The organism is Micromonospora sp. MP36, assembly GCF_008119785.1.
Taxonomy (GTDB): Bacteria; Actinomycetota; Actinomycetes; order Mycobacteriales; family Micromonosporaceae; genus Micromonospora.
The window spans coordinates 93,846-118,576 of the sequence record NZ_VSFA01000002.1 but is presented as its reverse complement, the minus strand read 5'-3'; the positions used below and the strand labels follow the sequence as shown (position 1 = coordinate 118,576).

28 protein-coding genes and 1 pseudogene are annotated in these 24,731 nt (G+C 72.8%); 11 read left to right on the top strand and 18 right to left on the bottom strand.

Features of this window, described 5'->3' with window-relative positions:
* Positions 1-103 precede the first annotated feature (103 nt).
* Complete coding sequence (locus FXF52_RS03650) at positions 104-745, bottom strand: TetR/AcrR family transcriptional regulator (protein ID WP_187413309.1); 642 nt, start codon at positions 743-745, stop codon at positions 104-106.
* 35 nt (positions 746-780) lie between these two features.
* Between FXF52_RS03650 and FXF52_RS03645 the strand changes: the two genes are divergently transcribed.
* The gene (locus FXF52_RS03645; RefSeq protein ID WP_148793807.1) at positions 781-1,119 is read left to right on the top strand and encodes a rhodanese-like domain-containing protein; all 339 of its coding nucleotides are present in this window, start codon (positions 781-783) and stop codon (positions 1,117-1,119) included.
* A 134-nt stretch (positions 1,120-1,253) separates the two neighbouring features.
* On the opposite strand, the gene FXF52_RS03640 is transcribed toward FXF52_RS03645, so the two are convergent.
* The 3 genes from FXF52_RS03640 to FXF52_RS03630 all read right to left on the bottom strand — a co-directional run bounded on the left by FXF52_RS03640 (position 1,254) and on the right by FXF52_RS03630 (position 4,382).
* Positions 1,254-2,174, bottom strand: a complete 921-nt coding sequence (locus FXF52_RS03640; protein WP_148793806.1) for a hydroxymethylglutaryl-CoA lyase — start codon at positions 2,172-2,174, stop codon at positions 1,254-1,256.
* Between the two features lie 160 nt (positions 2,175-2,334).
* Positions 2,335-3,672 carry an acetyl/propionyl/methylcrotonyl-CoA carboxylase subunit alpha gene (locus tag FXF52_RS03635; RefSeq protein WP_148794054.1) on the bottom strand — a complete coding sequence of 446 codons (1,338 nt, stop codon included), beginning with the start codon at positions 3,670-3,672 and terminating at the stop codon, positions 2,335-2,337.
* 83 nt (positions 3,673-3,755) lie between these two features.
* A complete protein-coding gene (locus FXF52_RS03630; RefSeq protein ID WP_148793805.1) occupies positions 3,756-4,382 on the bottom strand; it encodes a TetR/AcrR family transcriptional regulator in 627 nt (208 codons plus the stop codon).
* 107 nt (positions 4,383-4,489) lie between these two features.
* Between FXF52_RS03630 and FXF52_RS03625 the strand changes: the two genes are divergently transcribed.
* Entirely contained in the window at positions 4,490-5,734 is a 1,245-nt protein-coding gene (locus FXF52_RS03625; RefSeq protein ID WP_148793804.1) for an MFS transporter, read from the top strand.
* 28 nt (positions 5,735-5,762) lie between these two features.
* The gene (locus tag FXF52_RS03620) at positions 5,763-6,191 is read left to right on the top strand and encodes a hypothetical protein (RefSeq protein WP_148793803.1); all 429 of its coding nucleotides are present in this window, start codon (positions 5,763-5,765) and stop codon (positions 6,189-6,191) included.
* Here the strand turns inward: FXF52_RS03620 and FXF52_RS03615 are convergent.
* From FXF52_RS03615 to FXF52_RS03600, 4 genes are all read right to left on the bottom strand, one after another.
* On the bottom strand, positions 6,163-7,800 hold the full coding sequence (locus FXF52_RS03615) for a serine aminopeptidase domain-containing protein (RefSeq protein WP_148793802.1): 1,638 nt from the start codon (positions 7,798-7,800) through the stop codon (positions 6,163-6,165). The two genes, FXF52_RS03620 and FXF52_RS03615, sit on opposite strands and share 29 nt — an antisense overlap.
* Positions 7,801-7,918: 118 nt before the next feature.
* The gene (locus FXF52_RS03610) at positions 7,919-8,821 is read right to left on the bottom strand and encodes a sulfurtransferase (RefSeq protein ID WP_148793801.1); all 903 of its coding nucleotides are present in this window, start codon (positions 8,819-8,821) and stop codon (positions 7,919-7,921) included.
* A gap of 98 nt (positions 8,822-8,919) precedes the next feature.
* The gene (locus tag FXF52_RS03605) at positions 8,920-9,366 is read right to left on the bottom strand and encodes a hypothetical protein (protein WP_148793800.1); all 447 of its coding nucleotides are present in this window, start codon (positions 9,364-9,366) and stop codon (positions 8,920-8,922) included.
* 3 nt (positions 9,367-9,369) lie between these two features.
* Positions 9,370-10,137 (bottom strand): SGNH/GDSL hydrolase family protein, encoded by a 768-nt coding sequence (locus tag FXF52_RS03600; RefSeq protein ID WP_148793799.1) that lies wholly within the window; start codon positions 10,135-10,137, stop codon positions 9,370-9,372.
* Positions 10,138-10,368: 231 nt separating this feature from the next.
* Between FXF52_RS03600 and FXF52_RS03595 the strand changes: the two genes are divergently transcribed.
* On the top strand, positions 10,369-11,874 hold the full coding sequence (locus FXF52_RS03595; protein ID WP_148793798.1) for a hypothetical protein: 1,506 nt from the start codon (positions 10,369-10,371) through the stop codon (positions 11,872-11,874).
* Positions 11,875-11,926: 52 nt separating this feature from the next.
* On the opposite strand, the gene FXF52_RS03590 is transcribed toward FXF52_RS03595, so the two are convergent.
* The 4 genes from FXF52_RS03590 to FXF52_RS03575 all read right to left on the bottom strand — a co-directional run bounded on the left by FXF52_RS03590 (position 11,927) and on the right by FXF52_RS03575 (position 15,217).
* On the bottom strand, positions 11,927-12,964 hold the full coding sequence (locus tag FXF52_RS03590; RefSeq protein WP_148793797.1) for a hypothetical protein: 1,038 nt from the start codon (positions 12,962-12,964) through the stop codon (positions 11,927-11,929).
* Positions 12,965-13,145: 181 nt separating this feature from the next.
* The gene (locus tag FXF52_RS03585) at positions 13,146-14,270 is read right to left on the bottom strand and encodes a hypothetical protein (RefSeq protein ID WP_148793796.1); all 1,125 of its coding nucleotides are present in this window, start codon (positions 14,268-14,270) and stop codon (positions 13,146-13,148) included.
* Positions 14,267-14,797 (bottom strand): SigE family RNA polymerase sigma factor, encoded by a 531-nt coding sequence (locus FXF52_RS03580; RefSeq protein ID WP_148793795.1) that lies wholly within the window; start codon positions 14,795-14,797, stop codon positions 14,267-14,269. The genes FXF52_RS03585 and FXF52_RS03580 overlap by 4 nt, the downstream gene beginning before the upstream one ends.
* Positions 14,798-14,884: 87 nt before the next feature.
* Positions 14,885-15,217 carry a hypothetical protein gene (locus FXF52_RS03575; RefSeq protein WP_148793794.1) on the bottom strand — a complete coding sequence of 111 codons (333 nt, stop codon included), beginning with the start codon at positions 15,215-15,217 and terminating at the stop codon, positions 14,885-14,887.
* A gap of 1 nt (position 15,218) precedes the next feature.
* Here FXF52_RS03575 and FXF52_RS03570 point away from each other — a divergent pair.
* Together FXF52_RS03570 and FXF52_RS03565 are read left to right on the top strand one after the other, a co-directional pair.
* A pseudogene (locus tag FXF52_RS03570) lies at positions 15,219-15,404 on the top strand (Scr1 family TA system antitoxin-like transcriptional regulator); the annotation flags it as partial.
* On the top strand, positions 15,395-15,577 hold the full coding sequence (locus tag FXF52_RS03565; protein WP_148793793.1) for a DUF397 domain-containing protein: 183 nt from the start codon (positions 15,395-15,397) through the stop codon (positions 15,575-15,577). The pseudogene FXF52_RS03570 and the gene FXF52_RS03565, both read left to right, overlap by 10 nt.
* 107 nt (positions 15,578-15,684) lie before the next feature.
* Here FXF52_RS03565 and FXF52_RS03560 read toward each other — a convergent pair whose 3' ends face one another.
* Positions 15,685-16,539: a class I SAM-dependent methyltransferase gene (locus tag FXF52_RS03560; RefSeq protein ID WP_148793792.1), complete on the bottom strand. Its 855-nt coding sequence runs from the start codon at positions 16,537-16,539 to the stop codon at positions 15,685-15,687.
* Between the two features lie 110 nt (positions 16,540-16,649).
* On the opposite strand from FXF52_RS03560, the gene FXF52_RS03555 reads away from it, so the two are divergent.
* The 5 genes from FXF52_RS03555 to FXF52_RS03535 all read left to right on the top strand — a co-directional run bounded on the left by FXF52_RS03555 (position 16,650) and on the right by FXF52_RS03535 (position 20,969).
* Positions 16,650-17,393: an MBL fold metallo-hydrolase gene (locus tag FXF52_RS03555; protein ID WP_148793791.1), complete on the top strand. Its 744-nt coding sequence runs from the start codon at positions 16,650-16,652 to the stop codon at positions 17,391-17,393.
* A 160-nt stretch (positions 17,394-17,553) separates the two neighbouring features.
* Positions 17,554-19,323, top strand: coding sequence for a proline--tRNA ligase (locus FXF52_RS03550; RefSeq protein ID WP_148793790.1), 1,770 nt, complete (start codon positions 17,554-17,556; stop codon positions 19,321-19,323).
* Between the two features lie 50 nt (positions 19,324-19,373).
* Positions 19,374-19,793 carry a CBS domain-containing protein gene (locus FXF52_RS03545; RefSeq protein ID WP_148793789.1) on the top strand — a complete coding sequence of 140 codons (420 nt, stop codon included), beginning with the start codon at positions 19,374-19,376 and terminating at the stop codon, positions 19,791-19,793.
* Positions 19,794-19,890: 97 nt separating this feature from the next.
* On the top strand, positions 19,891-20,316 hold the full coding sequence (locus FXF52_RS03540) for a SufE family protein (RefSeq protein WP_148793788.1): 426 nt from the start codon (positions 19,891-19,893) through the stop codon (positions 20,314-20,316).
* A gap of 20 nt (positions 20,317-20,336) precedes the next feature.
* Positions 20,337-20,969: a DsbA family protein gene (locus FXF52_RS03535; protein WP_148793787.1), complete on the top strand. Its 633-nt coding sequence runs from the start codon at positions 20,337-20,339 to the stop codon at positions 20,967-20,969.
* A gap of 49 nt (positions 20,970-21,018) precedes the next feature.
* Here the strand turns inward: FXF52_RS03535 and FXF52_RS03530 are convergent, their stop codons facing one another.
* The 5 genes from FXF52_RS03530 to FXF52_RS03510 all read right to left on the bottom strand — a co-directional run bounded on the left by FXF52_RS03530 (position 21,019) and on the right by FXF52_RS03510 (position 24,615).
* Positions 21,019-21,567, bottom strand: coding sequence for a YbaK/EbsC family protein (locus FXF52_RS03530; RefSeq protein ID WP_148794053.1), 549 nt, complete (start codon positions 21,565-21,567; stop codon positions 21,019-21,021).
* 124 nt (positions 21,568-21,691) lie between these two features.
* Complete coding sequence (locus FXF52_RS03525) at positions 21,692-21,892, bottom strand: hypothetical protein (protein WP_148793786.1); 201 nt, start codon at positions 21,890-21,892, stop codon at positions 21,692-21,694.
* Between the two features lie 37 nt (positions 21,893-21,929).
* Positions 21,930-22,709 carry an SDR family oxidoreductase gene (locus FXF52_RS03520; protein WP_148793785.1) on the bottom strand — a complete coding sequence of 260 codons (780 nt, stop codon included), beginning with the start codon at positions 22,707-22,709 and terminating at the stop codon, positions 21,930-21,932.
* A gap of 163 nt (positions 22,710-22,872) precedes the next feature.
* Positions 22,873-24,240: an MFS transporter gene (locus tag FXF52_RS03515; RefSeq protein WP_255471719.1), complete on the bottom strand. Its 1,368-nt coding sequence runs from the start codon at positions 24,238-24,240 to the stop codon at positions 22,873-22,875.
* An 84-nt stretch (positions 24,241-24,324) separates the two neighbouring features.
* Complete coding sequence (locus FXF52_RS03510) at positions 24,325-24,615, bottom strand: hypothetical protein (protein ID WP_148793784.1); 291 nt, start codon at positions 24,613-24,615, stop codon at positions 24,325-24,327.
* Between the last annotated feature and the right edge of the window lie 116 nt (positions 24,616-24,731).

Genomic DNA, 24,731 nt, shown 5'->3' with positions numbered 1-24,731 from the left:
CCCAGCCCACGGCGCTCACCCCGGCCACTGCCAGCCTGGACGGAAGCCCGTCGTCATCCCGAGAACCGGGGCCAGGAGCCGGCGGCGCGGGCGCCGAAGAGGGTCAGCCGGTGAAGGCGTCGGCGAGGGCCAGCACGGCCGCCCGCAGCCGCTCGTCGCCGACCTCGGCGCGGACTGCGCGTGCGTGCTCCGCGGCGAGGGGGGCGAGCAGGGTGTGCGCGTCGGCCACCGGATCCTCGCGTCGGGCCAGCAGCAGGGCCACGTGCCGGTGCCAAAACCGGTAGGCGCCGATCCGGTAGCGGGCGCCCGGCGAGGCGGTCTCCGACATCCGGACCAGGTCGAGGTGGGCGAGCAGGTAGTCGAGGTAGGCGGCGAGGAACGCCCGAAGCCGGTCGCGTGGGGATGCCTCCGCGCCGGCCGGGCCGGGCCCGAGCGGGGCCGGGCCGAAGAGGATCGCCTCCTGGAGTACGCGTTCCTGCTGGTCAAGGAGCGCCACGGCGAGACCCGCCTTGTCGCCGAACCGGCGGAACAGCGTCCCCTTGCCGACTCCAGCGGCGGCGGCCACCGCGTCCATCGAGACCGCCTCCACGCCGCGCTCCCGGAACAGCGCCGCTGCCGCGTCCAGCACCGCCGCCCGGTTGCGCGCCGCGTCGGCCCGCTCCCGCGGCGGTGAGGTACGCAACTCCAGCAGTTCCCGCGGAGGGGTGGCAGAAGCGGACTGTGGTCCGCTAATGTCCTGAGGCATAACCGGACTGTAGTCCATTTACTCAGGAGGATGCCATGACCGCCCTCATCACCCGGGACGAACTGCGCGCCGCGATCGATGCCGGCAGCGTGACCGTCGTCGACGCGCTCGGCGGGGAGTACTACGCCCGGCAGCACCTGCCCGGCGCGATCCCGCTGGTCGAGGCCGAGGTGGCCGAGCGGGCCGGCGAGTTGCTGCCGGATCGGGACGCCCCGATCGTCACGTACTGCTCCAACCCCGCCTGCCCGAACAGCGGTCGCGTCGCCGACCGGCTCACCGCTCTCGGCTACACCGCCGTCCGGAAGTACGCCGAGGGCATCGAGGACTGGGTGACCGCCGGCCTCCCGACCGAGTCAGGTGCCCTCGCCCGCTGACCCGCGCCCGTTCCCCTCGCCGGTATGGCTGGTTGATCAAGAGGTTTGCGTCCCGATCCGGCCGCCTGGAAGCGGACGCAAACCTCTTGATCACCGCGGTCCTGCGGCTCGGCGCGCGGGCGCGGGTGCGGTGCTCAGGCGGGGAGGGGGGTGAGGCGGGTACGGGGGCCGGCGCGGAGGACGCCGGAGGGGAGCTTCTTGCCGACCAGTTCCTCGGCCAACTCGGCTGCCTCGATCAGCGCGGCCAGGTCGATCCCGGTGTCGATGCCCATGTCGTGCAGCATGTGCACGGCCTCCTCGGTGGCCAGGTTGCCGCTGGCCCCCGGGGCGTACGGGCAGCCGCCCAGGCCGCCCACGCTGGCGTCGAACTCGGTGACACCCAGTTCCATGGCGGTCAGCATGTTCGCCAGCGCCGTGCCCCGGGTGTTGTGGAAGTGCAGCAGCACGGGGATGTGGGCGTTACGGTCGCGTACCGCGGTGATCAGCTCGCGGACCCGGCGGGGCGTACCCATGCCGGTGGTGTCGCCGAAGGCCACCCGGTCGGCACCGTCCCGGACGACGCGGTCTACGATGCCGGCGACGCGCTGGGGGTCGACGTCCCCCTCGTACGGGCAGCCGAAGCTGGTCGCGATGATCACCTCGGCCCGGGCGCCCGCGCCGTGCAGCAGGTCGATCAGCTCCGCGATGTCGTCGAGGGACTCCTCGGTGGAGCGGTTGACGTTGCGCCGGTTGTGCGTGTCGCTGGCCGAAACCACCACCTCGATCTCGGTGAACCCGGCGGCCAGGGCCCGTTGGGCGCCCCGGGTGTTCGGCACCAGGGCGGAGTAGCGCACCCCCTCGACCTTCGCGGCCCGCTGCCACACCTCGTCCGCGTCGGCCATCTGCGGGATCGCCTTGGGATGCACGAAGGAGACGGCCTCGATCTGCCGCACCCCGGTGCGCGACAGGGCGTCGAGCAGCCGCACCTTGGCGTCGGTGGGGATGGGCTCCTCGTTCTGGAGTCCGTCCCGGGGTCCGACCTCCCGAATGGAGACGAAGTCCGGCAGTTCCGCCATAAGGGGTCACCTCACTGTGACGGTCTTACGTGATGGGTCCCTTCAGCATGTCACCCGGCCGCGCCCACCGCCCTGCGCTTTGTCGATCATGAAGTTAGCCGCAAAAATTGTCCGTTTTGTCGCCGCTAACTTCATGATCAACGGGGCTCGGCGGGGGGGGTCAGCGCATGCGGGAGACGATGCCGGTGTCGTAGGCGCCGGAGAGGAACTCCTCGTTCTCCAGCAGCTCGGCAAAGAAGGGGAGGTTGTTCTTGGGGCCGGCGATCTCGAACTGGGCCACGGCGGCCCTGGCCCGCTCCACGGCCTCGGTGCGGTCCTTGCCGCTCACGATCAGCTTGGCCATCAGGCTGTCGTAGAACGGGGTGACGGTGTTGCCGGCGACGTAGCCGGAGTCGACCCGGACGCCCTCGCCGGCCGGCTCGTTCCAGGTGGTGATCGCGCCCGGACCGGGCAGGAAGCGCTTCGGGTCCTCCGCGTTGATCCGCAACTCGATGGCGTGCCCGCGCGGCGCAAGCGCGTCCGGGTCGAAGGTCGGGGCCAGGCCGGCGGCCACCCGCAACTGCTCCTCGACCAGGTCGACGCCGTAGACGTACTCGGTCACCGGGTGCTCGACCTGCAAGCGGGTGTTCATCTCCAGGAAGAAGAACTCCCCGGTGGCGGGGTCGAGCAGGCACTCCACGGTGCCCGCGTTGCGGTAGTTGACCGCCTCGCCGGCCCGTACGGCGGCGGCCAGGAAGCGCTCGCGCAGCTCCGGCGACACCGCCGGGGACGGGGACTCCTCCACCAGCTTCTGGTTGCGCCGCTGCACCGAGCACTCCCGCTCGCCGAGGGCCACCACCCGGCCGTCGGCCAGGCCGAGGATCTGCACCTCGACGTGGCGTACCCGGGGGAAATAGCGCTCGATCAGCACCGAGCCGTCGCCGAACATCCGCTCGGCGAACGAGCGGACCTTGTCGTACTCCGTGCGGAGCGCGGCCTCGTCGGTGGCCACGCCCATGCCCATGCCGCCGCCACCGGCTGCGGCCTTGACCATCACCGGGTAACCGATCTCCGCGGCGGCGGCGACCGCCGCGGCCAGGTCGGCCGCCGGGTCGGTGGTGCCGGGCGCGACCGGCACCCCGGCCGCCGCCATCAGGTTCCGGGCGTTGATCTTGTCGCCCATCGCGGTGATCGCGTCCGCGCCGGGTCCGACCCAGATCAGGCCGCTGGCCTCGACGATACGCGCGAAGTCCGCGTTCTCGGACAGGAAGCCGTAGCCGGGGTGGATCGCCTGCGCGCCGGTCGACTTGGCGGCGGCGAGGATCGCCTCGACGTTCCGGTAGCTCTGCGCCGGGTTGGCCGGGCCGACATTCACCGCCTCGTCCGCCTCGGTCACGAACGGCAGGCCGGCGTCCGCCTCCGAGTGCACCGCGATCGCGCGGATCCCGAGCCGCTTGGCGGTACGGATGATCCGGCGGGCGATCTCGCCCCTATTGGCGACCAGCAGCGACTCAATCATGTTCTGCAAGGAAGGGCCCCTTCTCAACGCCTCGTGCATAGCCGGGGCCCCTTCTTAACACGCGTTAAGCCCAACGCGGCGTGTCAGGCGGGATCGGTGGGGGCGAGGAGGGCGGCGAGGGTGGCGGCGCTCAGCAGCTCGGCGCGGCGCCGGCGGTCCACCTCGCCCGCGAGGAACGGGGTGGAGTTCATCAGACCGAAGGCGGCGTGGGCGAGCACCCGCGCCTCACCGTCCGGCAGCCCCGGGTGCAGCGCGGTGAGCACCGTCACCCACTCCTCGACGTAGAGCCGCTGGAGCCGGCGGATCCGCCGGCGCGGCTCGTCCGGCAGGCGATCCAGCTCGTGCAGGTGCAGGGCGATCACCGCCGGGTTGGCCAGCGCGAAGTCGACGTGGAAGTCGATCAGCGACTCCAGCGTCCCGCGCGGGTCGTCCGGGTGGTTGGCAGCCCGCTCCCGACCACCGGCCAACAGCCCCTCGCTGACCGGGATCAGCGCGGCGACGAGCATCGCCTCCTTGCCGGCGAAGTGGTGGTAGAGGGCCGGACCGGTGACCCCCGCGGCGGCGCCGATGTCGTCCATCGACACGCCGTGGTAGCCGCGGGAGGCGAAGAGGCCCACCGCGATCTCGAGGATCTCGTCCCGCCGCGACCGGCGCCGGCCCGCACCCGTCGCGCCGTTCGTCGTGCTCCTTGCCTGCTGTTCCACCGCCACCGGGCCAGCCTAGACCTCCGGCGCGGCGAGGTGGAGGCTCGGTTACCCGCCGGTTGCCTCACGTCTGCTTGACCCTCGACCCGGTTGAGGCCACAGGCTCCGGCGGCATGACCGCTCCCGTCCTCGGCCGCGACTACCGGCTGCTCTGGTCCGCCGCCGTCTCCTCCCGGTTCGGCGACGCCCTGCGTACGCCGGCCCTGGCCCTGCTGGCCGCCACGCTCACCCGCGATCCCCGGGCGGTCGCCGCGGTGACCGTCGCCGGACAACTCCCGCCGCTGCTCCTCGGCCTGCTCGGCGGCGCGTACGCCGACCGCTGGGACCGCCGCCGGACGATGGCGGTGGTGGACGGGCTGCGAGCCGCCGTGGTGGCCGCCCTGGCCGGGCTGGTCGCCACCGGCCGGGCCGGGGTGACCGCGCTGGCGGTCGCCGCCTTCCTGCTCGCCGCCCTGGGCACGGTCTTCGACGCGGCCTCCTTCGCGGTGCTCCCGTCGGTGGTCCCGCCGGCCGCGCTGCCCGCCGCCAACGGCCGCCTCCAGGCCGGCACGGCGCTCGCCGGCGGCTTCCTCGGCGCCCCGCTGGCCGGCGTCCTCTTCGCGATCTCGGCGGCCCTCCCGTTCACCCTCGACGCCCTGAGCTTCGCCGCGGCCGCTCTCCTCGTCCTCGCCCTCCGCCCCACCCCGGCACCCGAACAAGGGCAGCGCCCGACTCCGGGCCGGGCGGGCGTGTGGCGGGAGGCGTGGGCGGGGGTGCGCTGGCTACGCCGGGACCGGGTGCTGTGGCGGGTGACCCTGGCGACCGCGGGGTCGAACCTCGCGATCAGCGGAGTGATGGCGGTGCTCGTGCTGTACGCGCTGACGGTGCTGCGCGTGCCCCCGGCGGCGTACGGGCTGTTCGCGGCGGGGGCGGTGGTCGGCGGCCTGGTCGGGGCGCTCGGCGCCGGCCGGCTGGCGGCCCGGTTCGGCACCCTGCCCGCGCTGCGCGGGGTGCTGCTGGCGCAGACCCTGGCCCTGGCCGGGTTCGCGGTCGCCCGGCACCCGGTGCCCGGTGGACTGGCCCTGGCCTGCTTCGCCGCCGGCACGACCGTCTGGAACAGCCTCTGGTCGGCGTACGGGCAGCGGCAGGTGCCGGCCGGGCTGCTCGGCCGGGTCGGCGCGGCGCAGCGGACGGTCGGTCTGGTCAGCGCGCCGGTCGGCGCGGCGCTCGCCGGGTTCGCCGGCCAGGCCTACGGGGTGGCCCCGGTCGGCTGGGCGGCGGCGGGCGTCTTCGCCCTGGTCACCGCCGGCGCCTGGCGGACGTTGCGGGAGGGTGCAACCCGCACCGAGCGCCGGACGGAGCCGGTGCCCCGTCCCTAGGCTGGAGCGGACGACGGCAGGAGGACGGGTGACCCAGCACGACGAGGCGCGTATGCGGAATCGCCAGCGGATGCTGGCCGCCGTGCTGCTCGCTGGGGGCGGCCTCGCCGACGCCGTCTCCGGCATCACCGACCTGGACGACGACCCGTACGTGGTGATCACCAAGGAGGGGCTCTACCACCTCGACCTGACCGGCTGGCTGTGGGCGCACCTGGTGACCGGGGTGCTCATGGTGCTGGGCGGGGTGCTGCTCTTCTCCGGCCGCCGCTGGTCGGTCTGGTTCGCCGCGCTGGTGGCGGTGCTCGGCGTCGCCATGCACGTGGTCCTGCTTCCGTTCCGGCCGGTCTGGGCGCTGATGGTGATCGGGTTGGCGGTGGCGGCCCTCGTGCTGGTCCGCCGGTGCCGGCGGCAGACGCCGAGCGACCAGGTCAACTCGACTGGCAGATCTTCCCGCTGAAGGCCGGGTCGGGCACGTGCTTGGCCCGCCAGATCGGGTTGAGTGAGAGCGGCAGCGGCGGAGCGTGCCAGGCGGCGGCGGCGTTCTGGAGCTCGCTGTAGCCGGGCTGCGGCTGGCTGACCGGCTCACCTTCGAGGAAGTTGATCAGTCGCGCCTGGACGACCGGAAGGCTGAGCAGGCCACCGTGCAGGGCCGGCAGCTGGAAGACCGGGACGCGGGTGTACTCGCCGGGTGGCGCCTCGATCGCCGTGGTGGTCGGCAGGAACGCCACAATGCGTACACCGGGTACCGGGCACATCAGGCCGTTGCGGTAGAAGGGGGCGTTGTCCAGCACCGACCGGATGAAAGGCTCCTCCGGCCCGCTGCCGGTGTGGGCGAACGAGTCGAGGACGCCGAAGAGGACACGCAGCTCCCACCCGGCGGCCACGCCCCAGCCGCGGGACGCCCCAGCGGGCGGGTAGTAGGAGCGGCCGGCGTTGATCAGCGGGCTGAACATGGCCAGCATGTCCACCACCGGGTGCGGCCGGACGGCCAGGTAGGTCCGGGCCACCAGGGCCCCCTCGCTATGCCCCACCAGCGCCACCGGCCGTCCGGTACGCCGGTGCAGCAGGTCCACCTGCGTGGCCAGCAGCCCCACGCTGGACTCGATCGACCGGTAGGTGTCCCGGGCCGAGTACGGCAGCGGCTGGCCCCGCGGGTCCAGGCCCCGATAGGAGAACTGCTGCACGTTCGGGTCGACGGCCGGCTGCCCGCCGGACGTGCTCCCGTGGCCGTCGAGGAAGATCACCGCGTGCCGGACGCCGGCCGGCAGGGGCCGGTCGAGCACCATGGCGCGCCCCTTCGGGGACGTCCCGGGCAGGAGCTGCAACACCGGCTGCACCACCAGCGGCACGACGAAGACGAGCAACACGGCCAGCGGCGCCACCGGCACCCGCGCCCACTTCACCGCGCGGCGCGGCAGCAGGGCGGCCGCCACGGTGCGCTGCCAGAGCAGGCCGTTGATCAACCCGGCGACCGCCGCCACCGGTACGTCCCACCCGAGCGGTATCACCCAGACCACCCCGCCGCCCACGGTGAGCACCACGAAGTTGAGCAGGGACCAGCCGACCAACTCGATCGAGGGCAGCCCGCGCCACCAGGCGCCGCGCACGGCCGCGCGTTGCAGGAACGGCGCGAGCAGGAACAGCGGCACCAGCGAGGCGAACAACAGCCAGGAGAGAGCAACCACCGAAGCAGCCATCGACAGGGCCGCCCAGGGCGAGACCACCGCGGCGATCACCACGGTGAGCACGAGGTTCCGCCGGACCAGCCAACCCAGGCCCGGCCAGGGCACCTGCCGTGGCCAGGACAGCGCGACCAGCCCGGCGGTGAGCGACGCCCGGAACAGGACCAGAGCGACCATGCCGAGGGCGAAGCCCGGCCACGAGTCGTGGTAGACGAACAGCCACCGCAGGTCGTGGTACGTGTCGTACGGCCACACGGCGGTGATCTGTGGAGCCATCCCCTCGGCGGCACGGAACCCCACCACGTTGAGGACGGTGGCCTCCACGACCGGCGGCAGCGCGGCCAGCACGAGCAGCCCGACGAACCGCTTGTCCAGGCGCACCACGCCCCCTCCTCGACGTTCCGACGGCTGCTTCTCAGCAGCCTGCCCCGCCGGGCGCGGACGCGACGGGGCAACGCCGGATTGCCGCCCGGAAGCGTCAGCCTCCGGGCGGGCCGAGCGGTCAGCCGGTGAGACCGCCGGGCTCGTCGCCCTTCACGACAGGCGCGCGGACCAGGTTGCCCCACTCGGTCCAGGACCCGTCGTAGTTGCGGACCTGCGGGTAGCCGAGCAGATGGCGCAGCACGAACCAGGTGTGGCTGGACCGCTCACCGATCCGGCAGTACGCCACCACGTCGTCGGACGGGCTCAGCCCGAGCTGGTCGGCGTAGATGGTGCGCAGCTCCTCCGCGGACTTGAAGGTGCCGTCGTCGTTCGCGGCGGACTTCCACGGCTTGTTCACCGCGCCGGGGATGTGCCCACCGCGCAGCGCGCCCTCCTGCGGGTAGTCCGGCATGTGCAGCATCTCGCCGGTGTACTCGCCCGGGGAGCGGACGTCGACCAGCGGCCGGCCGGCGGCAATGTGCGCCATCACCTGCTCCCGGTACGCCCGGATCGGCGCGTCGTTCCGCTCCGGCACCGGGTAGTCGGCGCGTGGGCGGGTGACCTTCTCCCGGGTCAGCTCGCGTCCCTCGGCGATCCACTTCTGCCGGCCGCCGTCGAGCAGCCGGACGTCCGGGTGGCCGAAGAGGGAGAAGACCCAGAGGGCGTACGCGGCCCACCAGTTGAAGTTGTCGCCGTAGAAGATCACCGTGTCGTTCCGGCCGATGCCCTTGGCAGCACACAGTTCGGCGAAGCTCTTCGCGTCCAGGTAGTCCCGGGTCACCTGGTCGTTCAGCTCGGTGTGCCAGTCGACCTTGACGGCGCCCGGGAGGTGGCCGGTGTCGTAGAGGAGCACGTCCTCGTCGGACTCGACCACCACGAGTCCCTCGTCGCCCAGATGCTCGGCCAGCCACTCCGTGGTGACCAGGCGCTGCGGGTCGGCGTACGACTGGAAGCGGGGATTCGGATCGCTCGGCACAGGCATGAGCCCCAAGGTACGCCCGATCCCGGGACCAGGGCCGGTCAACGGAAATAGGGTGCAGCGGATGTGGCGGGTCGCACCGACAGCGGCGGAACTGGTGGTCAGGCGCGGCGGTGCACCAGCCGGCCGGCCACCACCGTGGCCAGACAGGCGCCGTCGGCGCCGAACACGGCCAAGTCGGCCCGCCCACCCACCATCAGCGCCGAAGGCCGGGCGGCGCCCAGCACCGCGACGTCGTTGCGGGCGGCGGCGGCCCGCAACGCCGGGTCGGCCACCGCGGTGGCGAGCACCGCGGCGGCGCCGCGCCGGAACAGGGCGTGCACCCGTTCGCGCGGGGTGGGGGCGGGCGGCAGCGGCCCGTCGTGCACCAGCGCCGGCCCGAGGGTGCCGGCCCACCGCCGCACCCGCACCTCCGGGTACGCCGCCGTCAGCTCGTCCAGCGGCGCGACGGCCTCGACCCGGTCGCCGGAGACCAGCACGGCGTGATCCGGGCGGGGCTCGTCGTCCGGGGTCAGCCGCAGCAGCGGGGCGGCGTGGATCGTCCGCACCGGTCAGTCGGTGATCGGCCCGAGCACCGGCCGCTTGGCGGTGACCAGGTCGCCGGAGGAGCGGCCGGTCAGCCGACGCTTGATCCAGGGCGCCAGGTGCTGGCCGGCCCAGCGCAGGTCGGCGGCGCGGGCGGCCAGCCACGGCGTCGGCGCGGGGTGCGGCGGCACCATCAGCCATTCCTCGTCGCAGCCCACTCCGAGGGCGGTGAGCACCTGCCCGGCGACCCGCCGGTGCCCGGCCGCCGACAGGTGCAGCCGGTCGGTGCTCCACAGCATCGGGTTCAGGTAGGTGTCGTCGGCGTACAGGTCGACCAGGATGGCGCCGTGCCGCTCGGCGACCTCACCGACCACCCGGTTGAGCAGGGTCACCCGGGGGGCCACGAGCCGCTGCCCGGGGAGCCGGGCCATCACGTCGGCGAACCGGAAGAGGATCACGTCGGCGCCGCTGCCGCGCAACTCGCCGATCACCGCGTCGAAGCGGGGGACGAAGGACTCGGCGTCGAAGGTCCGGCGCAGCACGTCGTTGCCGCCGGCCGCGAAGCTGATCAGGTCGGGCTGCATGGCCAGGGCGGCCGGCACCTGCTCGGCGACGATGTTCGGAAACAGGCGGCCCCGGATCGCCAGGTTGGCGTACCCGAAGTCCGGGCCGGCCTCGGCGGCGAGCCGGGTGGCGACCAGGTCCGCCCAGCCCCGGTACGTGCCGTCCGGATACGCGTCGTCCATGCCCTCGGTGAAGCTGTCGCCCACCGCCACGAAGCTGCGCCAGCGCACCTGTCGTCCCCCCGGCTACCGGAATTCCCATCGGTGTCGGCCATTCTGGCACCGGAGATGGTCGACGGGCGCGCCCGCCACGTGCGGACGTGGCGCTGCCCACGCCGCCGATGGGTGGCACGGGGCAGAGAAGCGGACGCTCGGGCGGAAATAATGGCGCGCGACCCCAGTCGGGACCGCCCCTGAGTGGACGCGGACCCGACGTGTCGGACACGAGCGAGGACGCACGCCATGACCGAGGGACCGCGCGCCGTTCCCCCGCCGGGACACCCCGGACCGTACGCCCCACCGCCCGCCGGGGCGCCCGCCCACCCGTACGGGCCGCTGCCCCACCCGCCACCGGGCGGGCACGCTCCGCCGCCGGCACCACCGGCCCGGCGGTCCCGGCGTGGCCTGTGGATCGGACTCGGTGCGGGGGCCCTGGCCCTGGCCCTGTGCGCCGGGGCGGGGCTGGTCGGGCTGAAGTCGTATCTCGACGATCGGAACGACAGCTCGACCGGCGCGCTCGACGACACGAACCCGATTCGGCAGGCGAAGATCGAGTCCTTGCTGGCCGAGCACACCAGGGCGCTCACCGGCCGGGACGAGAAGGCGTTCGTCGCGCCGTTCGACCCGGCCCACAAGGACCTGGTCACGGAGCAGACCAGCCTCTACCGCAACCTCAGCAAGCTGCCGCTGGCCGACGTGCGCTTCGCGTACCGCCACAAGGGTGAGTTCCGCCCGGTGGGCGGCGGGCACGAGGTCGACGTGACGGTGGCGTTCGTGCATCGGTTCGACGGCTTCGACGTCGGCCCCGTCGAGGAGTGGTACCAATGGACGATCGTCCAGGCCGACCAGGACGCCCCGCTGAGGGTCGTCCGGGCCGGGGGCGTCCCGGAGGAGCGCAGGCGGGACGCGGTCACCCACTACCCGGCCCCGTGGGACAAGTGGCGCGACATTCATGTCGAGCGGACGCCGCACACGCTGCTGATCGTCGACGCGTCGCTGCGGGCGGAGGCGCAACGGTACGCCCCGATCGCCGAGCAGGCCGCGGCGGACGACCTGGCCGCCTGGCGGGCCGGCGGGGTGCGCGGCGAGGTGCCGCCGGGCTTCGTCATCTCCCTGGTCAAGGGGCGGTCCGAGTTGGGTTCCCTCTACCGGACCACGAAGGAGACCCCCACCGAGTCTGGGGTCGCGATCCCGGTGCCGCCGGAGGGTGTGCTCGACGGCGACGAGAACGACCCCGTGGTCGGGGCCACCCGGGTGGTGGTCGACGTCCGCGACGAGTACCACTTCACGAGGGGAACCCGGGAGCGGCAGCTGAACCTGTTCCGGCACGAGATCGGCCATGCCCTGATCGGCAAGCTCACCGCCCGGGCCCCGGGCTCCTCGCTGGGCGAGCGGGAGAGGTGGGTGGTCGAGGGGTTCGCGGAATACCTGGGCCACGGCGGAAAGGCCTGGCTGACCAGCGAGCGTACGGCCAACTCCCGGACGGTGATCCGGAAGACCGGCTACCCGTCCTCCCTGCCGGGAGGCCCGGCGTGGGACCTGAAGGACCGGGTCGAATACCACTACTGGCTGGGCCACTCGGCCATCGGCTACCTCGTCGAGCGGTACGGCGAGCAGAAGATGTTCCAGCTCGTGGCTGAGCACTACCGCAGCCGGAAAATCGATACGGTGACGCGGGACGTCCTCGGCGTGTCGTACGAGGAGTTCGAGAAGGACTGGGCGGCCTATCTCAAGGCCAAGGTGCGCTGAATGCCGAGCGGGCCGCCCCTGGTGGGGCGGCCCGCTCGGCGGTCGGGCATGCTCAGGGCACGTAGGTCAGCAGGGTCAGCTGCTGCACGTCCCGGGGCTCCGCCACCTCGCCGATCTGCCGGAAGCGGGCGTCCAGCACCACGACCCGGGTCGCCTGCCGCACCAGCACCTTGCCGTCCGCCGCGAACTGGATGCTCTTGACCTCGCCCCCGACGGGGAGCTTGACGACCTTGCTGGTGGTGGTGTCGACCACCGCGAAACTGCCGTCGTTACGGGACACGTCGGTGTTCATCCAACCGACCGCCACGTACCGGCCGTCCATCGACACGCTGCGCACCCGCCAGCCGTCGTAGTGCGCGGCCTCGGCCTTCGGCGGCGTGTAGTGGTAGAAGTGCACCTTGCTCCCGCCGGTGGCGTACGGCTTGCCCTCGGAGACCGCGGCCCAGTTCCGCCCGTCGGCGGACCACCACTTGAGGGTCTCGTTGCCCGCGTCGCCGTCGGCCGGCTTGTTCTCCGCCACGTCGATCAGCACCGACCGGCGGCCGTCCTGCACCATCAGCAGGTCGTTGGTGTTCCAGACGAGCGGATTGCTGCCGATGCAGTTGGCCTTCCCGCGGAAGGGCTCCGCCCGCTCGACCGTCCGCTTCCGCGATCCGTCGATCGTCGACGTCACCAGGGTGCCGGCATCCTCGTTGGCACCGCCCTCCACCCAGGCCAGCCGCTCGCCGTACGGCGAGATGGTGATCGTGTTGCGGACGCACGACCCCTTGCCGAGGGGAATCCGAGCGGTCACCTCGTCAACGTTGCCCCGGACGGCGTGGACCACCGCCTCCTGGTCGGTCATGCCCAGGTAGTAGCGGGTGCCGGTGAGCACGGTGGCCGAGGCGGGGTTGCTGACCGGAGCCGCGGTGGCGACGGTGGCCGGAGCGTCGGAGGTGGTCGGCGCGGGCGAGCCGGCCGGTGCGTTCCTGCCCTCGCCGCAGGCGCTCAGCCCCACCATCGCGAGCGTGGCGGCCGAGAGGACCACGGCCCGGCGGAGGCTACGGAGACGAGCGGTGCGGTTGGCGGGCGCGGCGGCGAAAGTGTTCACGGCTTCGGTCCTCAGCTTCGGTGGCGCAGCGGGTTGACGCACTCCCAGACGTCGAGTTCTCAAGGGAGGGTTGCCGTATCGACCAAGGAATTTCGGGGAATGTGCGAGACGGGGCCCAGCCACGCAGCAGGCCCTCAGCACCGGGTGCTGAGGGCCTGCTGATGGTCCGCTAACCGACGGCTCAGGGCACGTACGCCAGCAGCGTCATGTTCCGCACCGGGGTGGACTCGGCGACCGTGCCGAGCGGCTTGAAGCCGGTGTCCAGCACGCTGATGCCGGTCGCCCGCTTGACGATCACCTTGTTGTCGACGGTGAACATGATGCTGCGGATGTCGCCGCTACCCGGCAGGTCGACCACCTTGCTGGTGGTGGTGTCGACCACGGCGAAGCTGTCGTCCCGGCGGGACGGGTCGGTGCCGATCCAGCCAACGGAGACGTACCGGCCGTCCATCGACACGCTCCGGGCCTCCCAGCCACCCCAGTGCGCGGCTTCGTCCTTCGGCGGCGTGTAGGTGTACTGGCGGAGCTGCGTCCCGTCCGCCACGTACGGCTGGCCCTCCGCCACCGCGGCCAGCCACCTGCCGTCGGCTGACCAGCACCGGTCTGTCTCCTGGCCCGGGTCACCGTCGACCCGCTTGTTGGCCGCCACGTCGTACAGCACGGACTGTCCGGTCTTCTTGCCCACCATCAGCAGGTCGCTGCCCTGCCAGCGCAGCGGGCGGGGTCCGAGGCAGTTGACGTCGTCCAGCAGCTTCGTCGCCCCCGGCTTTCCGAGCGTGCCGGCGAGGAGCACCCCACTGAGGTTGCCGTCCGTGCTGTCCTGCACCCAGGCCACCCGCTTGCCGTCCGGCGAGACGGTGAGGGTGTTGGCCTCGCAGCCGTAGGTGACGAACGGAAGCTGGTGGACGACCCGGTCCGAGCCGCCCCGGACGGCGTGGATCCGGTACTTGTTGGACGTCTTCTCGAGGTAGTAGCGGGTGCCGGCGAGGACGGTCGCCGGCTTCGTCGACGAGCTGGTCGGCTCGGAGCTGGCCGACGGGTCCGGGATCGGAGTGACCTCGACCGGGGTCGGGGTGACGGTGGTCGACGGACCGGCCGGCTGTGGAGCGGGCGCCTGCCCGTTGGGGCGGATCGCCAGGGCGGTGCCCGTTGCGGCGGCGATCATCACCAGCGCGGCGGCCGAGGTGGCGACGGCCCGCTGGATGCCGAGCCGGCGGGAGGTACGCAGCGCCCGGTCCCGCAGGTCGACCGGGGTGACCTCCTCGGCCAGGTCGGCCAGGTCGAGCCGGAGGCGGTCGTGGTTCATCGGGCACTCCCTTCCAGGACGTACAGCTCGGCGAGCTCGGGGGCGACGGTGCGCAGCTTGGCCAGGGCCTTCGAGGTCTGACTCTTGACGGTGCCGACGGTGACGCCGAGCAGGTCGGCGGCCTCGGCTTCGGTGCGGTCCTCGAAGAACCGCAGGACCAGCACGGCCCGCTGCTTGGCGGAGAGCTTCGCGAGCGCGGCCCGGAGGGTGAGCCGGAGCGTGGTCTGGTGGGCGTGGTCGGGGGCCGAGTCGCCTCCGCGCGGCTCGGGCAGGTCGCCCGGCATCGACTCGGCCACCCGGCGCCGCCGCCACCAGGAAACCTGGAGGTGGTACATGGTCTTGCGGGTGTACGCCTCGGCGTTGCCGCTGTCGTGCAGCCGGTTCCAGGAGCGGTGGGTCCGGGCCAGCGCGGACTGGACGAGGTCTTCCGCCAGGTGTTGGTCGCCGGTCAGCAGATACGCCGAGCGCAGCAGTGCGGGGGTGCGGGTTCGCACGAACGAGTCGAACTCACTCAGGAGAGGGTCCACACGAGCCGATCCTTGGGGGTGAGGTGGGGCATCAGCTTGACGCCCTACCAGACGCCACCCCGCGGTGCGATGGTTGCCGATGCTTCGTCAATTCTCGGCGATGCCCCTCCGGTACGGGCCCCAGGCGACGAACCGCTCGAACAGCTCGCGTGGGGTGGGCCCGTCGTGCGGGTTGAGCCGGAACAGGTCGTGGGTGGCCTCGTGATAGAGCCCGGACAGGTAGTTGGCCAGGTCGACCGGGTGGTCGTCGTACTCGGCGCGGAGCAGCAGGCGGGCCTGGGCACACGGCCACGGCTGCCCGCAGGCCCGGCACAGCCACAGTGGGCGGATCGGCAGGTGCGGCAGGTGGCCAGGCGGGTAGGCGCGGGGTCGATCGGGGTACGGCCCGAGGCGCGGCACCGGAAGCTGCGGGTAGCTCACCAGCGGCCCCCGTGGTGACAACGGCGGATGGGTTGCTCACCTGGAGAACCAGCTCGGCGGCACGACAATCGACAAGGACGAAGACGTGGCTATCGCGGTCGCGAGATGGGAGAGCGTCCGCAGCGAGGCGCTGCCTCGCCGGCAGTCGGTCGAGCTGATGAAGGAAGTGATGACGTCATGGAGCTGATCGGCGCCACCTGGCGCAAGTCCAGCCGCAGCGGCAACGGCGAGTGCGTCGAGGTGGCCGACAACCTGCCCGGCGTGGTGGGGGTCCGCGACAGCAAGGACCCGACCGGCCCGGTCCTCACCTTCGACCCACGGACCTGGCACGCCTTCGTCGAGCACGTCAAGCACTCCTGATCCAATGACGGCTCTCCACTCCACCTACGAACTTGATGACGCAGACGACTCACGGCCCGGCGGCTCCGGACCGGGGCAGCTGCCGTGCGCTTGAATCGTTTACGCCATCAAGTTCGTAGTGTCCGACCAGTGATGGCTGTCCCGGCCGGAGAAGGGCGACCAGGGGCAGCGGGCGTGGCACAGTTCATCCCCCGGCTTTCAGCGCACGCCGTGATCAGCACGCTGTGTTTGCGTACCCGAAAACTGCCCTCGGCGTCGATGCGGGCCTGGACGAGGTCGCGGGCGGCGGAGCGCTGCTCCGGCGGGAGCGGTTCGCCGGCCATGCTGTCGAGGTAGGCGAGGATGGGCTCGGCCGTGGGGATGTCGAGGTCGCAGGGGTAGCGCTCGACGGTGACGTCGGTGAAGTGGGCGGCCAGGTAGCCCGGCGCGGTCTCGGCGGTGATGTCGTTCTGCGCGGCGCCGAGCACCAGCTCGGGGCGGCCGATGGCCGGGCCGATGGCGTCGAGTTCAGCCAGATGGTCGCTGCCGTTGACGGCGACGGCGAGCCGCCCGCCGGGGCGCAGAACCCGGGCGAACTCGGCCAGCGCGGCGTCGGGGTCATCCAGGTGGTAGAGCATGTGGTTGGCGATGACGGTGTCGAAAGCCGCGTCGGGGAAGGGCAGGTCGGCGGCGTCGCACTGCTGGACGCGGGCGGCGGGAATGGTGCGCAACTGCGCACACATGGCGGCCGAGAAGTCGGTCAGCGTCAGCCGGAGCCCCCGGCCCACGTGGTCGACGTGCGTCCACAGCCTGCCAGTGCCGGCACCGACCTCGAGTACGTCGCCGGCCAGCGGTAGCCGCTCGTCGGAGTCGAACCAGCTCTGCGGGTTGGTGCCGTAGGTGTGCAGCGCGATCCGGGCGGTGAGGTTGCCGGTCGTCGTCGCGTACTGGCTGACGGCATGGACTGACGGAGTCACAGGCATGGCCGGATCGTAGGCCGGTCGGCGCCGCGGCGAGGGGACGCCGAAGGTGCATCTGGTGATGCCGTAAGTTGCCTGGCACCCCTGGCGAACCGGCCGGTAGCGTCCGTGACATGCGGCTGACGGTGCTGGGTGGGTGCGGTGCGTGGCCGGAGGCCGGCCAGGCGTGCAGCGGCTACCTCGTCGAGCACGACGGGTTCCGGCTGCTCCTCGATCTCGGTTATGCGACCTTCCCGCGGCTGCTGCAACAGGTCACCGCGGACCAGGTCGACGCGGTGTTCATCAGCCACGGTCATCCCGATCACTGCGCCGACCTGAATCCGCTGCTCCGGGCGCGTGCCCTGCGCGACGATCCGCCCGCGCCGCTACCGGTGTACGCGCTGCCGGGTGCGCTCGATGCGGTGCTGGCGCTGGACCGCCCCGGGATGCTGGACGCCGCCTACGACCTGCACGAGTTCACCGCCGGCAGCCAGTTCGACATCGGCCCGTTCCGCGCCGAGACCCGACTGCTGCCGCACTGGGTGCCCAACGCCGGCATTCGGCTGACCGGCGGCGGCCGGGTGCTCGCGTACACCGGTGACACCGGGCCGAGCCCAGACGTGGTCGAACTGGCGCGCGACGCCGACCTGCTGCTGGCCGAGGCCACCCACGTGGACCAGGTGCCGGCGGACTCGCTCGGCTACCTGTCCAGCGCCCGGGGCGTGGGTCGCCAGGCGGCGGAAGCCGGCGCGGGACGCCTGATCCTGACCCACCTGTGGCCCGGCACCGATCCTGCGGCTGCCCGAGCCGCAGCGGGCGACGGTTACGCGGGCGAAATCGGCGTCGCCACGGGCGACCTGACCCTGGACCTCACCTGAATTTCGGCGTACCCCGGGCGCTCCGCCGGGCGGATCCGGCTTGATCCACTCCCGATTCGCGACATCGCGGTGTCCCGGTCGGTCGGACACCGCAACATCGGCGACCCGGAGTCGAGGAATAGGATCGCCGGTCCGCCTGGGCCCGCCGTACGCTGCGGCAATGCTGCTGCGCATGTCGACCCTGCTGCTCCGGACCCTGCGCGAGGACCCGGCCGACGCCGAGGTGCCGAGCCACCGTCTCCTGCTCCGCGCCGGCTACGTGCGCCGCGCCGCCCCGGGTGGCTACATCTGGCTGCCGCTCGGCAAGCTGGTGCTGGACCGGGTCACCGAGATCGTCCGGGCGGAGATGGCGGCGATCGGCGACCAGGAGGTGCACTTCCCCGCGCTGCTGCCGGCCGAGCCGTACCGGACCAGCGGGCGGTGGACGGAGTACGGCGACGACATCTTCACCCTCGCAGACCGGAAGGGCGCCGAGCACCTGCTCGCCCCGACCCACGAGGAGATGGCCACGCTGCTGGTGAAGGACCTCTTCACCTCGTACCGGGACTTCCCGGTGACGCTGTTCCAGATCCAGACGAAGTTCCGGGACGAGGCCCGGCCCCGGGCCGGTCTGCTGCGCGGGCGCGAGTTCCTGATGAAGGACGCGTACTCGTTCGACCTGGACGCGGCGGGGCTGCAGGCGGCCTACGACCGGCACCGCGACGCCTATCAGCGGATCTTCGACCGGCTCGGACTGGACTACACGGTGGTGCATGCGATGTCCGGGGCGATGGGCGGCTCGGCGTCGGAGGAGTTCCTGGCGGCGACCCCGGTCGGCGAGGACAGCTTCGTGGGCTGCACGGCCTGCGCCTACGCGGCCAACACGGAGGCGGTGGTGACCCGCGCCCCGGCCGCCGGTGACCCCGACGCCCATCCGGCGATGGAGGTGCACGACACCCCGGAGACGCCGACCATCGCCTCGCTGGTCGAGCTGGCCAACGCCCGCGCCCTCGGCGGTCGGACGGACTGGACCGCCGCCGACACGTTGAAGAACGTGGTGCTGACCGTGCGCCGGCCCGGCGCGGAGACCGCCGAGCTGCTGGTGATCGGTCTGCCCGGCGACCGCGAGGTGGACCTCAAGCGGGTGGCGGCGGTGCTCGCCCCCGCCACGGTGGCGGTCTTCGAGGACTGGACGGACCATCCCGAGTTGGTCCGCGGGTACCTCGGGCCGCAGATCCTCGCCAAGCACGGCGTCCGCTACCTGGTCGATCCCCGCGTGGTCCCCGGCACCGCCTGGCTGACCGGGGCGAACGAGCCGGGCCGGCACGCGGTCGACGTGGTCTGCGGGCGGGACTTCGTCCCGGACGGGACGATCGAGGCTGCCGAGGTGCGGCCCGGCGACCCCTGCCCGGCCTGCGAGACCGGTGAGCTGACCATGCGGCGGGGCATCGAGGTGGGGCACATCTTCCAGCTCGGCCGCCGCTACACCGACGCGTTCGCCGTCGACGTGCTCGGCCCCGAGGGGAAGCCGGTCCGGCCCACCATGGGCTGCTACGGCATCGGCGTCTCCCGGGCGGTCGCGGCGGTCGCCGAGCAGCACCACGACGAGCGGGGGCTGGTCTGGCCGGCGGCGGTCGCGCCGTGCGACGTACACCTGGTGGCGGCGGGAAAGGGGGCGCAGCTCGACGCGGCGCTGGAGCTCGGCGGGCGGCTGTCGGCGGCCGGCCTGCGGGTGCTGGTCGATGGCCGCACGCACGTCTCGGCCGGGGTGAAGTTCACCGACGCCGAACTGGTCGGCATCCCGCGCGCCGTCGTGGTCGGCCGCCGGCTCGCCGACGGGTACGTCGAGCTGCGCGACCGGGCCTCCGGCGAGCGGGTCGAGCTGCCGGTGGACGGTCTGGTCGAGCGCCTGCTCGACGAGGTGCCCGGGGCACGCCGCGACCGGGTGTAGCGGGCGCGCCAGGGGGTACCGGTGCCGGATCGAGTGTTTCGGAGGCTCTCATGTACCGGGTCAGCGACGCGATGACCAAGCAGGTGGTCTACCTGCCGGCGGAGACCACGCTGGACGAGGCGGCCAGGGTGATGAAGGAGTCGGACATCGGCGATGTGGTGGTCACCGAGGGGGCGACCCTCGCCGGCATGCTGACCGACCGCGACATCGTGGTCCGGGCGGTCGCCGAGCGGGCCGACCCGGCGACCACCACGATCGGGTCGATCATCACCCGCGAGGTGGTGATGATCGAGCAGCACTCCACCGCGAGCGAGGCGGCGGCCCTGATGCGGGAGCGCAACATCCGGCGGGTGCTGGTCTGCGACAACGAGCGGAAGCTGGTCGGCATCGTCTCCCTGGGTGACCTGGCCATGCAGCTGGACCCGAACTCCGCCCTCAGCGACATCAGCGAGGCCGCCCCGAACATGTGACAGGAGGGGTCCCTCCTCAACGCCCGGTAGCGGAGGGGGCCCCTTCCTGACAGCTCCACCTCGGCGGGCGGCCGTACGCTGCGGATAGCCTCAAGGAATGCCCGAGATGCCGAGCAAGCTGGCCGAGATCGTCGAGGAGTTCGCCGCGGCGCCCCGCGACGTGGTGCTGGAGATGCTCCTCGAGTACGCCGACGTCATCCCGCCACTGCCCGCAGGCATGGACCGGGAGGGCATGGAGCAGGTGCCGGAGTGCCAGACGCCGTTCTTCCTGCGCGCCCAGGTGCAGCCGGACGGCACCGTGATCACCTGGTTCGACTGCCCGCCCGAGGCGCCGACCACCCGGGCGTTCGCCGGCATCCTGGCCGAGGGCCTGGCCGGGGCGACCGCCGACCAGGTGCTGGCCGTGCCGGACGACCTCTACCAGCGGATGGGGCTGGCCCAGGCGATCAGCCCGCTGCGGGTACGCGGCGGCACGGCGATCCTGGCCCGGCTCAAGCGCCAGGTCCGGGAACAGATTTCCTGATCGACGGGTTGTTGCCGGTCATGGAGATCGAGATCTACGCCGACGTCGTCTGCCCGTGGTGCTGGATCGGCAAGCGCCGGCTGGAGCAGGCCCTGGAGTCGTACGACGGTGAGGTGACCGTCCGGTACCGGCCGTTCCAGCTCGACCCGACGCCGGTGACCGAGCCGAAGCCGCTGGTCGAGGCGCTGGGCGCGAAGTTCGGCAGCCGGCAGCGGGCCGAGGGGATGGCCGCCCACGTCACCCAGGTCGCCGCCGGTGCGGGGATCGAGATGCACTTCGACCGCGCGGTGGCCGCCAACACCTTCGAGGCGCACCGCCTCGTCCGGTTCGCCACCGAGCGGGGCCGTGCCGCCGAACTGGTGGAGCGGCTCTACCGGGCGCACTTCCAGGACGGGATCGACGTCGGGTCGAAGGACGCCTTGGTCAAGCTCGCCGCCGAGGTGGGCCTGGACGAGACCGAGGCCCGGGAGTACCTGGCGTCGAACCTGGGCCGGCGGGAGGTGGCCGCCGACCTGACCGAGGCGCACCAGCTCGGGGTCTCCAGCGTGCCGACCTTCGTGCTGGCCGGGAAGTACGCCGTCACCGGCGCCCAGGAGCCGGAGACCCTGCTCGCCGCCCTGCGCGAGGTCGAGCAGCGGGAGTCGGCCGAGTGACACTCATGGATCTTGTTCCACGTGAAACAAGATCCATGACAGTAACTGTCTAGGCCGGCCTGGCCAGGTCTTCCACCACCGTGGCCCCGGGCAGCGCGCCGAGCGCTGGCCCAGGCAGCGCGATCTTGCTGTGCCGTACGCCGGATCCGATGATGACGTGCGGCGTGGCGATCACCCGCGAGTCGACCAGGATCGGCCACTCCTCCGGCAGGCCGATCGGGGTGATTCCGCCGTACTCCATCCCGGTCAACTCGACCGCGTCGGCCATCGGCGCGAAGCTCGCCTTGCGGACGTCGAGCATCCGGCGGACCACGCCGTTCACGTCGGCCCGAGTGGTGGCCAGCACGACGCAGGCCGCGTACCGGATCTCGCCACCTCGCTTGCCGGCGACCACCACGCAGTTCGCCGACTCGTCGAGCCCCACCTCGTACGCGGCGCAGAACGCGGCCGTGTCGGCCAGGTCCGCGTCGATCGGGGCGACCAGCACGTCGTCGACGTCCACCGGCGCCTCGGCCGGCCACCGCTCCACGGCGGCGGCGACCGGCGGTGCCAGCAGGTCCAGTCGGGTACGGGCCGGCTCTGTCTTCAGCGTCCCCATCACGGGTGCGATCCTCGCACCAGCCGCCCGGGTTCCGCTCACCGACGTGCCGGCCGCCCGCCTGACGGGAGACCCGCACCGGCCGCACCCGGGACGACGGTGCGACCGGTGCGGGTAGCGACGGTCAGTTGGAGTTGCCGGACAGGAAGGCGTTCTGGCGGGCGAAGTCGCGGTCCCGGGCGGCGGCGAGATGCGCCCGCTCCAGGACCTCCGGACGATGCGCCTCGACGTCCTCCATGCCGTGCCGGACGCCCAGCCGGACCACGCCGTAGAGGAAGACGAAACCGAACACGTACAGGATCACGGTGGTGACGAAGACCAGCATGCGGCCACGGTAAGGCGAACGTGAGCCGCTGAAGGTTTCATCTTCGACCGGTTCCCCCGTACGTGTCGGCGAGGTGGTCCGCCCAGGTCCGGGTGCCCGTGGGAGTGGCGGTGGTGGTGAGGCCGCCGGCGCGCAGGGCCCGGCCGAGCCGCCCCGGGATCCGCACCGGCAGCAACGGGCGGCGGGAGCGGCGGGCCGCCCGCCAGGCCCGTACCGCCTCGTCGAAGCGAAGCACCTGCGGCCCGCCCAACTCCTCGACCGCGTGCGACGGGCCGGCGACCAGCATCCCGGCGAGCCGGGCCGCCACGTCGACCGGGTCGACCGGCTGGGCCAGGACGGCCGGGTCGCCGATCACCGGGCCGAGCCGGGCGGCATTGCGCAGCAGTTCCTCCAGTAACTCCGGGAACTGGGTCGCCCGCAGGATGCTCCACGGCACCGGGCCGGCCGTCACGACCTGCTCGGCGGCGAGTTTGTGCCGGTAGTAGCGGAGCGGCACCCGGTCGATCCCCACGATCGAGACGAACACGAGATGTTTCACGCCGGCCCGGCCGGCGGCCTCCACCAGCCGCCGCGTGCCGAGCACGTCGACCTCGTGGGTACGCCGGGCCGCCGAGGACGCCAGGTGCAGCACCGCCTCGACGCCGGCGACCGCCGGGGTCAACCCCGCGCCGGTGGCGAGGTCGGCCGTCAACCACTCCACGGTGGAGTCCTGCCGAGGATGCCGGCTCACCGCCCGTACGACGAAGCCGTCGTCCCGCAGGCGCGGCAGCACCGCTCGCCCGAGCCGCCCGCTCGCCCCCGTGACCAGCACCCGCATCGACCGCTCCTCTCCCGACACACCCTCGCCCCAGCCCGGCCGGGGTGGCGCCCACTGCCGCGCTGGCCCTGCCCAACGCCCGGCCGAGGACGCCCGCGTTCCGCTCGACGGACGGGACGGCCAGCCGGTTCGTGACCGGCCGACGCCGGGCCGCCCGCGCGACTCAGGCGACGGACGGGCGGACCACCACCCGGGCGGCGAGCAGGACGCCGAGCAGCCCGCAGCCGGCCGCCACGGCCAGGGTGACCGCGTAGCTCGCCGGACCGGGAGCCGGTCCGGCCGCCAGCACCGCGCCGGTCAGCGCCAGCACGGTGGCCGCGGCGAGCGAGTCGCCCAGTTGCAGGGCGGAACTGTTCCGCCCCTGCTCCCCGGGGGCGGAGAGGTCCAGCGTGAGCACCGACAGGGACGGGTAGAGCAGGCCCATGCCGAGTCCGGCGACGGCCCAGCCGAGCACCGTCAGCGCCACCGGCACTCCCGGCAGGACGGCCGACGCGACGGTGGCCGTACCGAGGGCCACGCAGCCCAGCCCGGCCCGGGGCAGGGTGGCGGCCGAGCGCGGCGCGGCGAGCCGGCCCTGCAGCCACGAGCCCACCGACCAGGAGAGCGCGCCGACGGTCAGCACCAGGCCGGCGGCGGTCGGCGAGAAGCCGCGTTCCCGGGACAGCATCAGCGGGATCACCACCTCCGCACCGGCGAACGCGGCCGAGGCGAGCCCGCGCAGGCCGACCACCGTCGGCAGGCCCCGCCGGGCGCGCAGGAAACCGGCCGGCAGCAGGCGCGGAGCGCAGACCAGCAGGCCGACCAGCCCCGCCGCCACCAGCAGACCGCCGAGCACGCCGCGCTGCTGCCCCCCGTGATGCAGCAGTGCGGCGCTCGCCCCCGCCCCGCAGGCCCAGCCGATTCGGGCCAGCGCCCCGGCCGGCGGCCGGGCCGGGACCGCCGCACCGAGCGCCCGCAGCCCGGGCTGGATCAGCAGCACCGCCGGCACCGCGACGGCCGGCACCGCGAGGAAGACCCAGCGCCAGCCCAGGTGCTCGACGATCAGGCCGGCCAGCGCCGGACCGACCAGCGACGGTACGACCCAGGCCGCCGCGAACGCGGCGAAGACCCGCCGCCGCAGTTCCTCCGGGTACGCCTGCCCGACGATCACGTAGAGCGCCACCGACAGCAGGCCCGAGCCGAAGCCCTGCACCACCCGCCCGACCACCAGCAACTCCATGGTCGGGGCGACGCCCGCGACGACCAGCCCGGCCACGAACCAGGCCACCCCGTGCCACATCGGTGCGCGCGGCCCGCGCGCGTCGCACCAGATCCCCGAGGCCACCATGGCCACCACGCCGGAGGCGAACGGGCCGCCGAAGGCGAGCGCGTACAGGGTGAGCCCGTCGAGGCTGCGGGCGACGGTGGGCATCGCGGTGCCGACCGCCAGGGCCTCGAACGCCAGCAGCGACACCAGGGCGACGCTGCCCACGGTCATCGCCCGCAGGCGAGGCGAGTAGAGGTGCGTGGCCGGGGCGGCGGTGGCGGTCACCGGCGGCCCGGCGTACGTGCGGTCGACATGGGATCAAGCATCCGACCTCAACCCGGATTGAGGTCAACGGTGATCCCGCTCTCGTCAGGCCGACTGCAGCGCCTCGCCGACGCCCTTGACCAGCCCGGACATGTGCTGGTCGGCCAACAGGTGCCCGGCGGTGATGACCAGGGCGATCGGCCACTCGATGACCTGGAGCGCGGCGAGCACGCCCAGCCCCGCGTAGTAGGCGATCTTGTCGGGCGGGGGCACCGCCACCTCGCCCAGCACCGGGATCTCCACCCGCCGGTTGTACCTCCGCATCGCCTCGCACACCCCGCTGAGCTGCCGGGTCACCGCGCTCATTCCGCCTCCCCTGGATCCGACCGACCACATCGACGTCCGACCGGAATTCCACCCACGATCCGGTCCATGCCCCCGCCAGCCGGGAAACTTCCCCCACCCGGGGGGCATAACGGACGCGACGCCGGGAAGTCGGGCCGCCGGGACGA

What these genes read in the sequence shown, in the direction of transcription:
- FXF52_RS03650 (WP_187413309.1), bottom strand. Translation starts at nt 745, where the DNA reads ATGCCTCAGGACATTAGCGGACCACAGTCCGCTTCTGCCACCCCTCCG.
- FXF52_RS03645 (WP_148793807.1), top strand. Translation starts at nt 781, where the DNA reads ATGACCGCCCTCATCACCCGGGACGAACTGCGCGCCGCGATCGATGCC.
- FXF52_RS03640 (WP_148793806.1), bottom strand. Translation starts at nt 2,174, where the DNA reads ATGGCGGAACTGCCGGACTTCGTCTCCATTCGGGAGGTCGGACCCCGG.
- FXF52_RS03635 (WP_148794054.1), bottom strand. Translation starts at nt 3,672, where the DNA reads ATGATTGAGTCGCTGCTGGTCGCCAATAGGGGCGAGATCGCCCGCCGG.
- FXF52_RS03625 (WP_148793804.1), top strand. Translation starts at nt 4,490, where the DNA reads ATGACCGCTCCCGTCCTCGGCCGCGACTACCGGCTGCTCTGGTCCGCC.
- FXF52_RS03610 (WP_148793801.1), bottom strand. Translation starts at nt 8,821, where the DNA reads ATGCCTGTGCCGAGCGATCCGAATCCCCGCTTCCAGTCGTACGCCGAC.
- FXF52_RS03595 (WP_148793798.1), top strand. Translation starts at nt 10,369, where the DNA reads ATGACCGAGGGACCGCGCGCCGTTCCCCCGCCGGGACACCCCGGACCG.
- FXF52_RS03585 (WP_148793796.1), bottom strand. Translation starts at nt 14,270, where the DNA reads ATGAACCACGACCGCCTCCGGCTCGACCTGGCCGACCTGGCCGAGGAG.
- FXF52_RS03565 (WP_148793793.1), top strand. Translation starts at nt 15,395, where the DNA reads ATGGAGCTGATCGGCGCCACCTGGCGCAAGTCCAGCCGCAGCGGCAAC.
- FXF52_RS03560 (WP_148793792.1), bottom strand. Translation starts at nt 16,539, where the DNA reads ATGCCTGTGACTCCGTCAGTCCATGCCGTCAGCCAGTACGCGACGACG.
- FXF52_RS03555 (WP_148793791.1), top strand. Translation starts at nt 16,650, where the DNA reads ATGCGGCTGACGGTGCTGGGTGGGTGCGGTGCGTGGCCGGAGGCCGGC.
- FXF52_RS03550 (WP_148793790.1), top strand. Translation starts at nt 17,554, where the DNA reads ATGCTGCTGCGCATGTCGACCCTGCTGCTCCGGACCCTGCGCGAGGAC.
- FXF52_RS03545 (WP_148793789.1), top strand. Translation starts at nt 19,374, where the DNA reads ATGTACCGGGTCAGCGACGCGATGACCAAGCAGGTGGTCTACCTGCCG.
- FXF52_RS03540 (WP_148793788.1), top strand. Translation starts at nt 19,891, where the DNA reads ATGCCCGAGATGCCGAGCAAGCTGGCCGAGATCGTCGAGGAGTTCGCC.
- FXF52_RS03535 (WP_148793787.1), top strand. Translation starts at nt 20,337, where the DNA reads ATGGAGATCGAGATCTACGCCGACGTCGTCTGCCCGTGGTGCTGGATC.
- FXF52_RS03530 (WP_148794053.1), bottom strand. Translation starts at nt 21,567, where the DNA reads ATGGGGACGCTGAAGACAGAGCCGGCCCGTACCCGACTGGACCTGCTG.
- FXF52_RS03525 (WP_148793786.1), bottom strand. Translation starts at nt 21,892, where the DNA reads ATGCTGGTCTTCGTCACCACCGTGATCCTGTACGTGTTCGGTTTCGTC.
- FXF52_RS03520 (WP_148793785.1), bottom strand. Translation starts at nt 22,709, where the DNA reads ATGCGGGTGCTGGTCACGGGGGCGAGCGGGCGGCTCGGGCGAGCGGTG.
- FXF52_RS03510 (WP_148793784.1), bottom strand. Translation starts at nt 24,615, where the DNA reads ATGTGGTCGGTCGGATCCAGGGGAGGCGGAATGAGCGCGGTGACCCGG.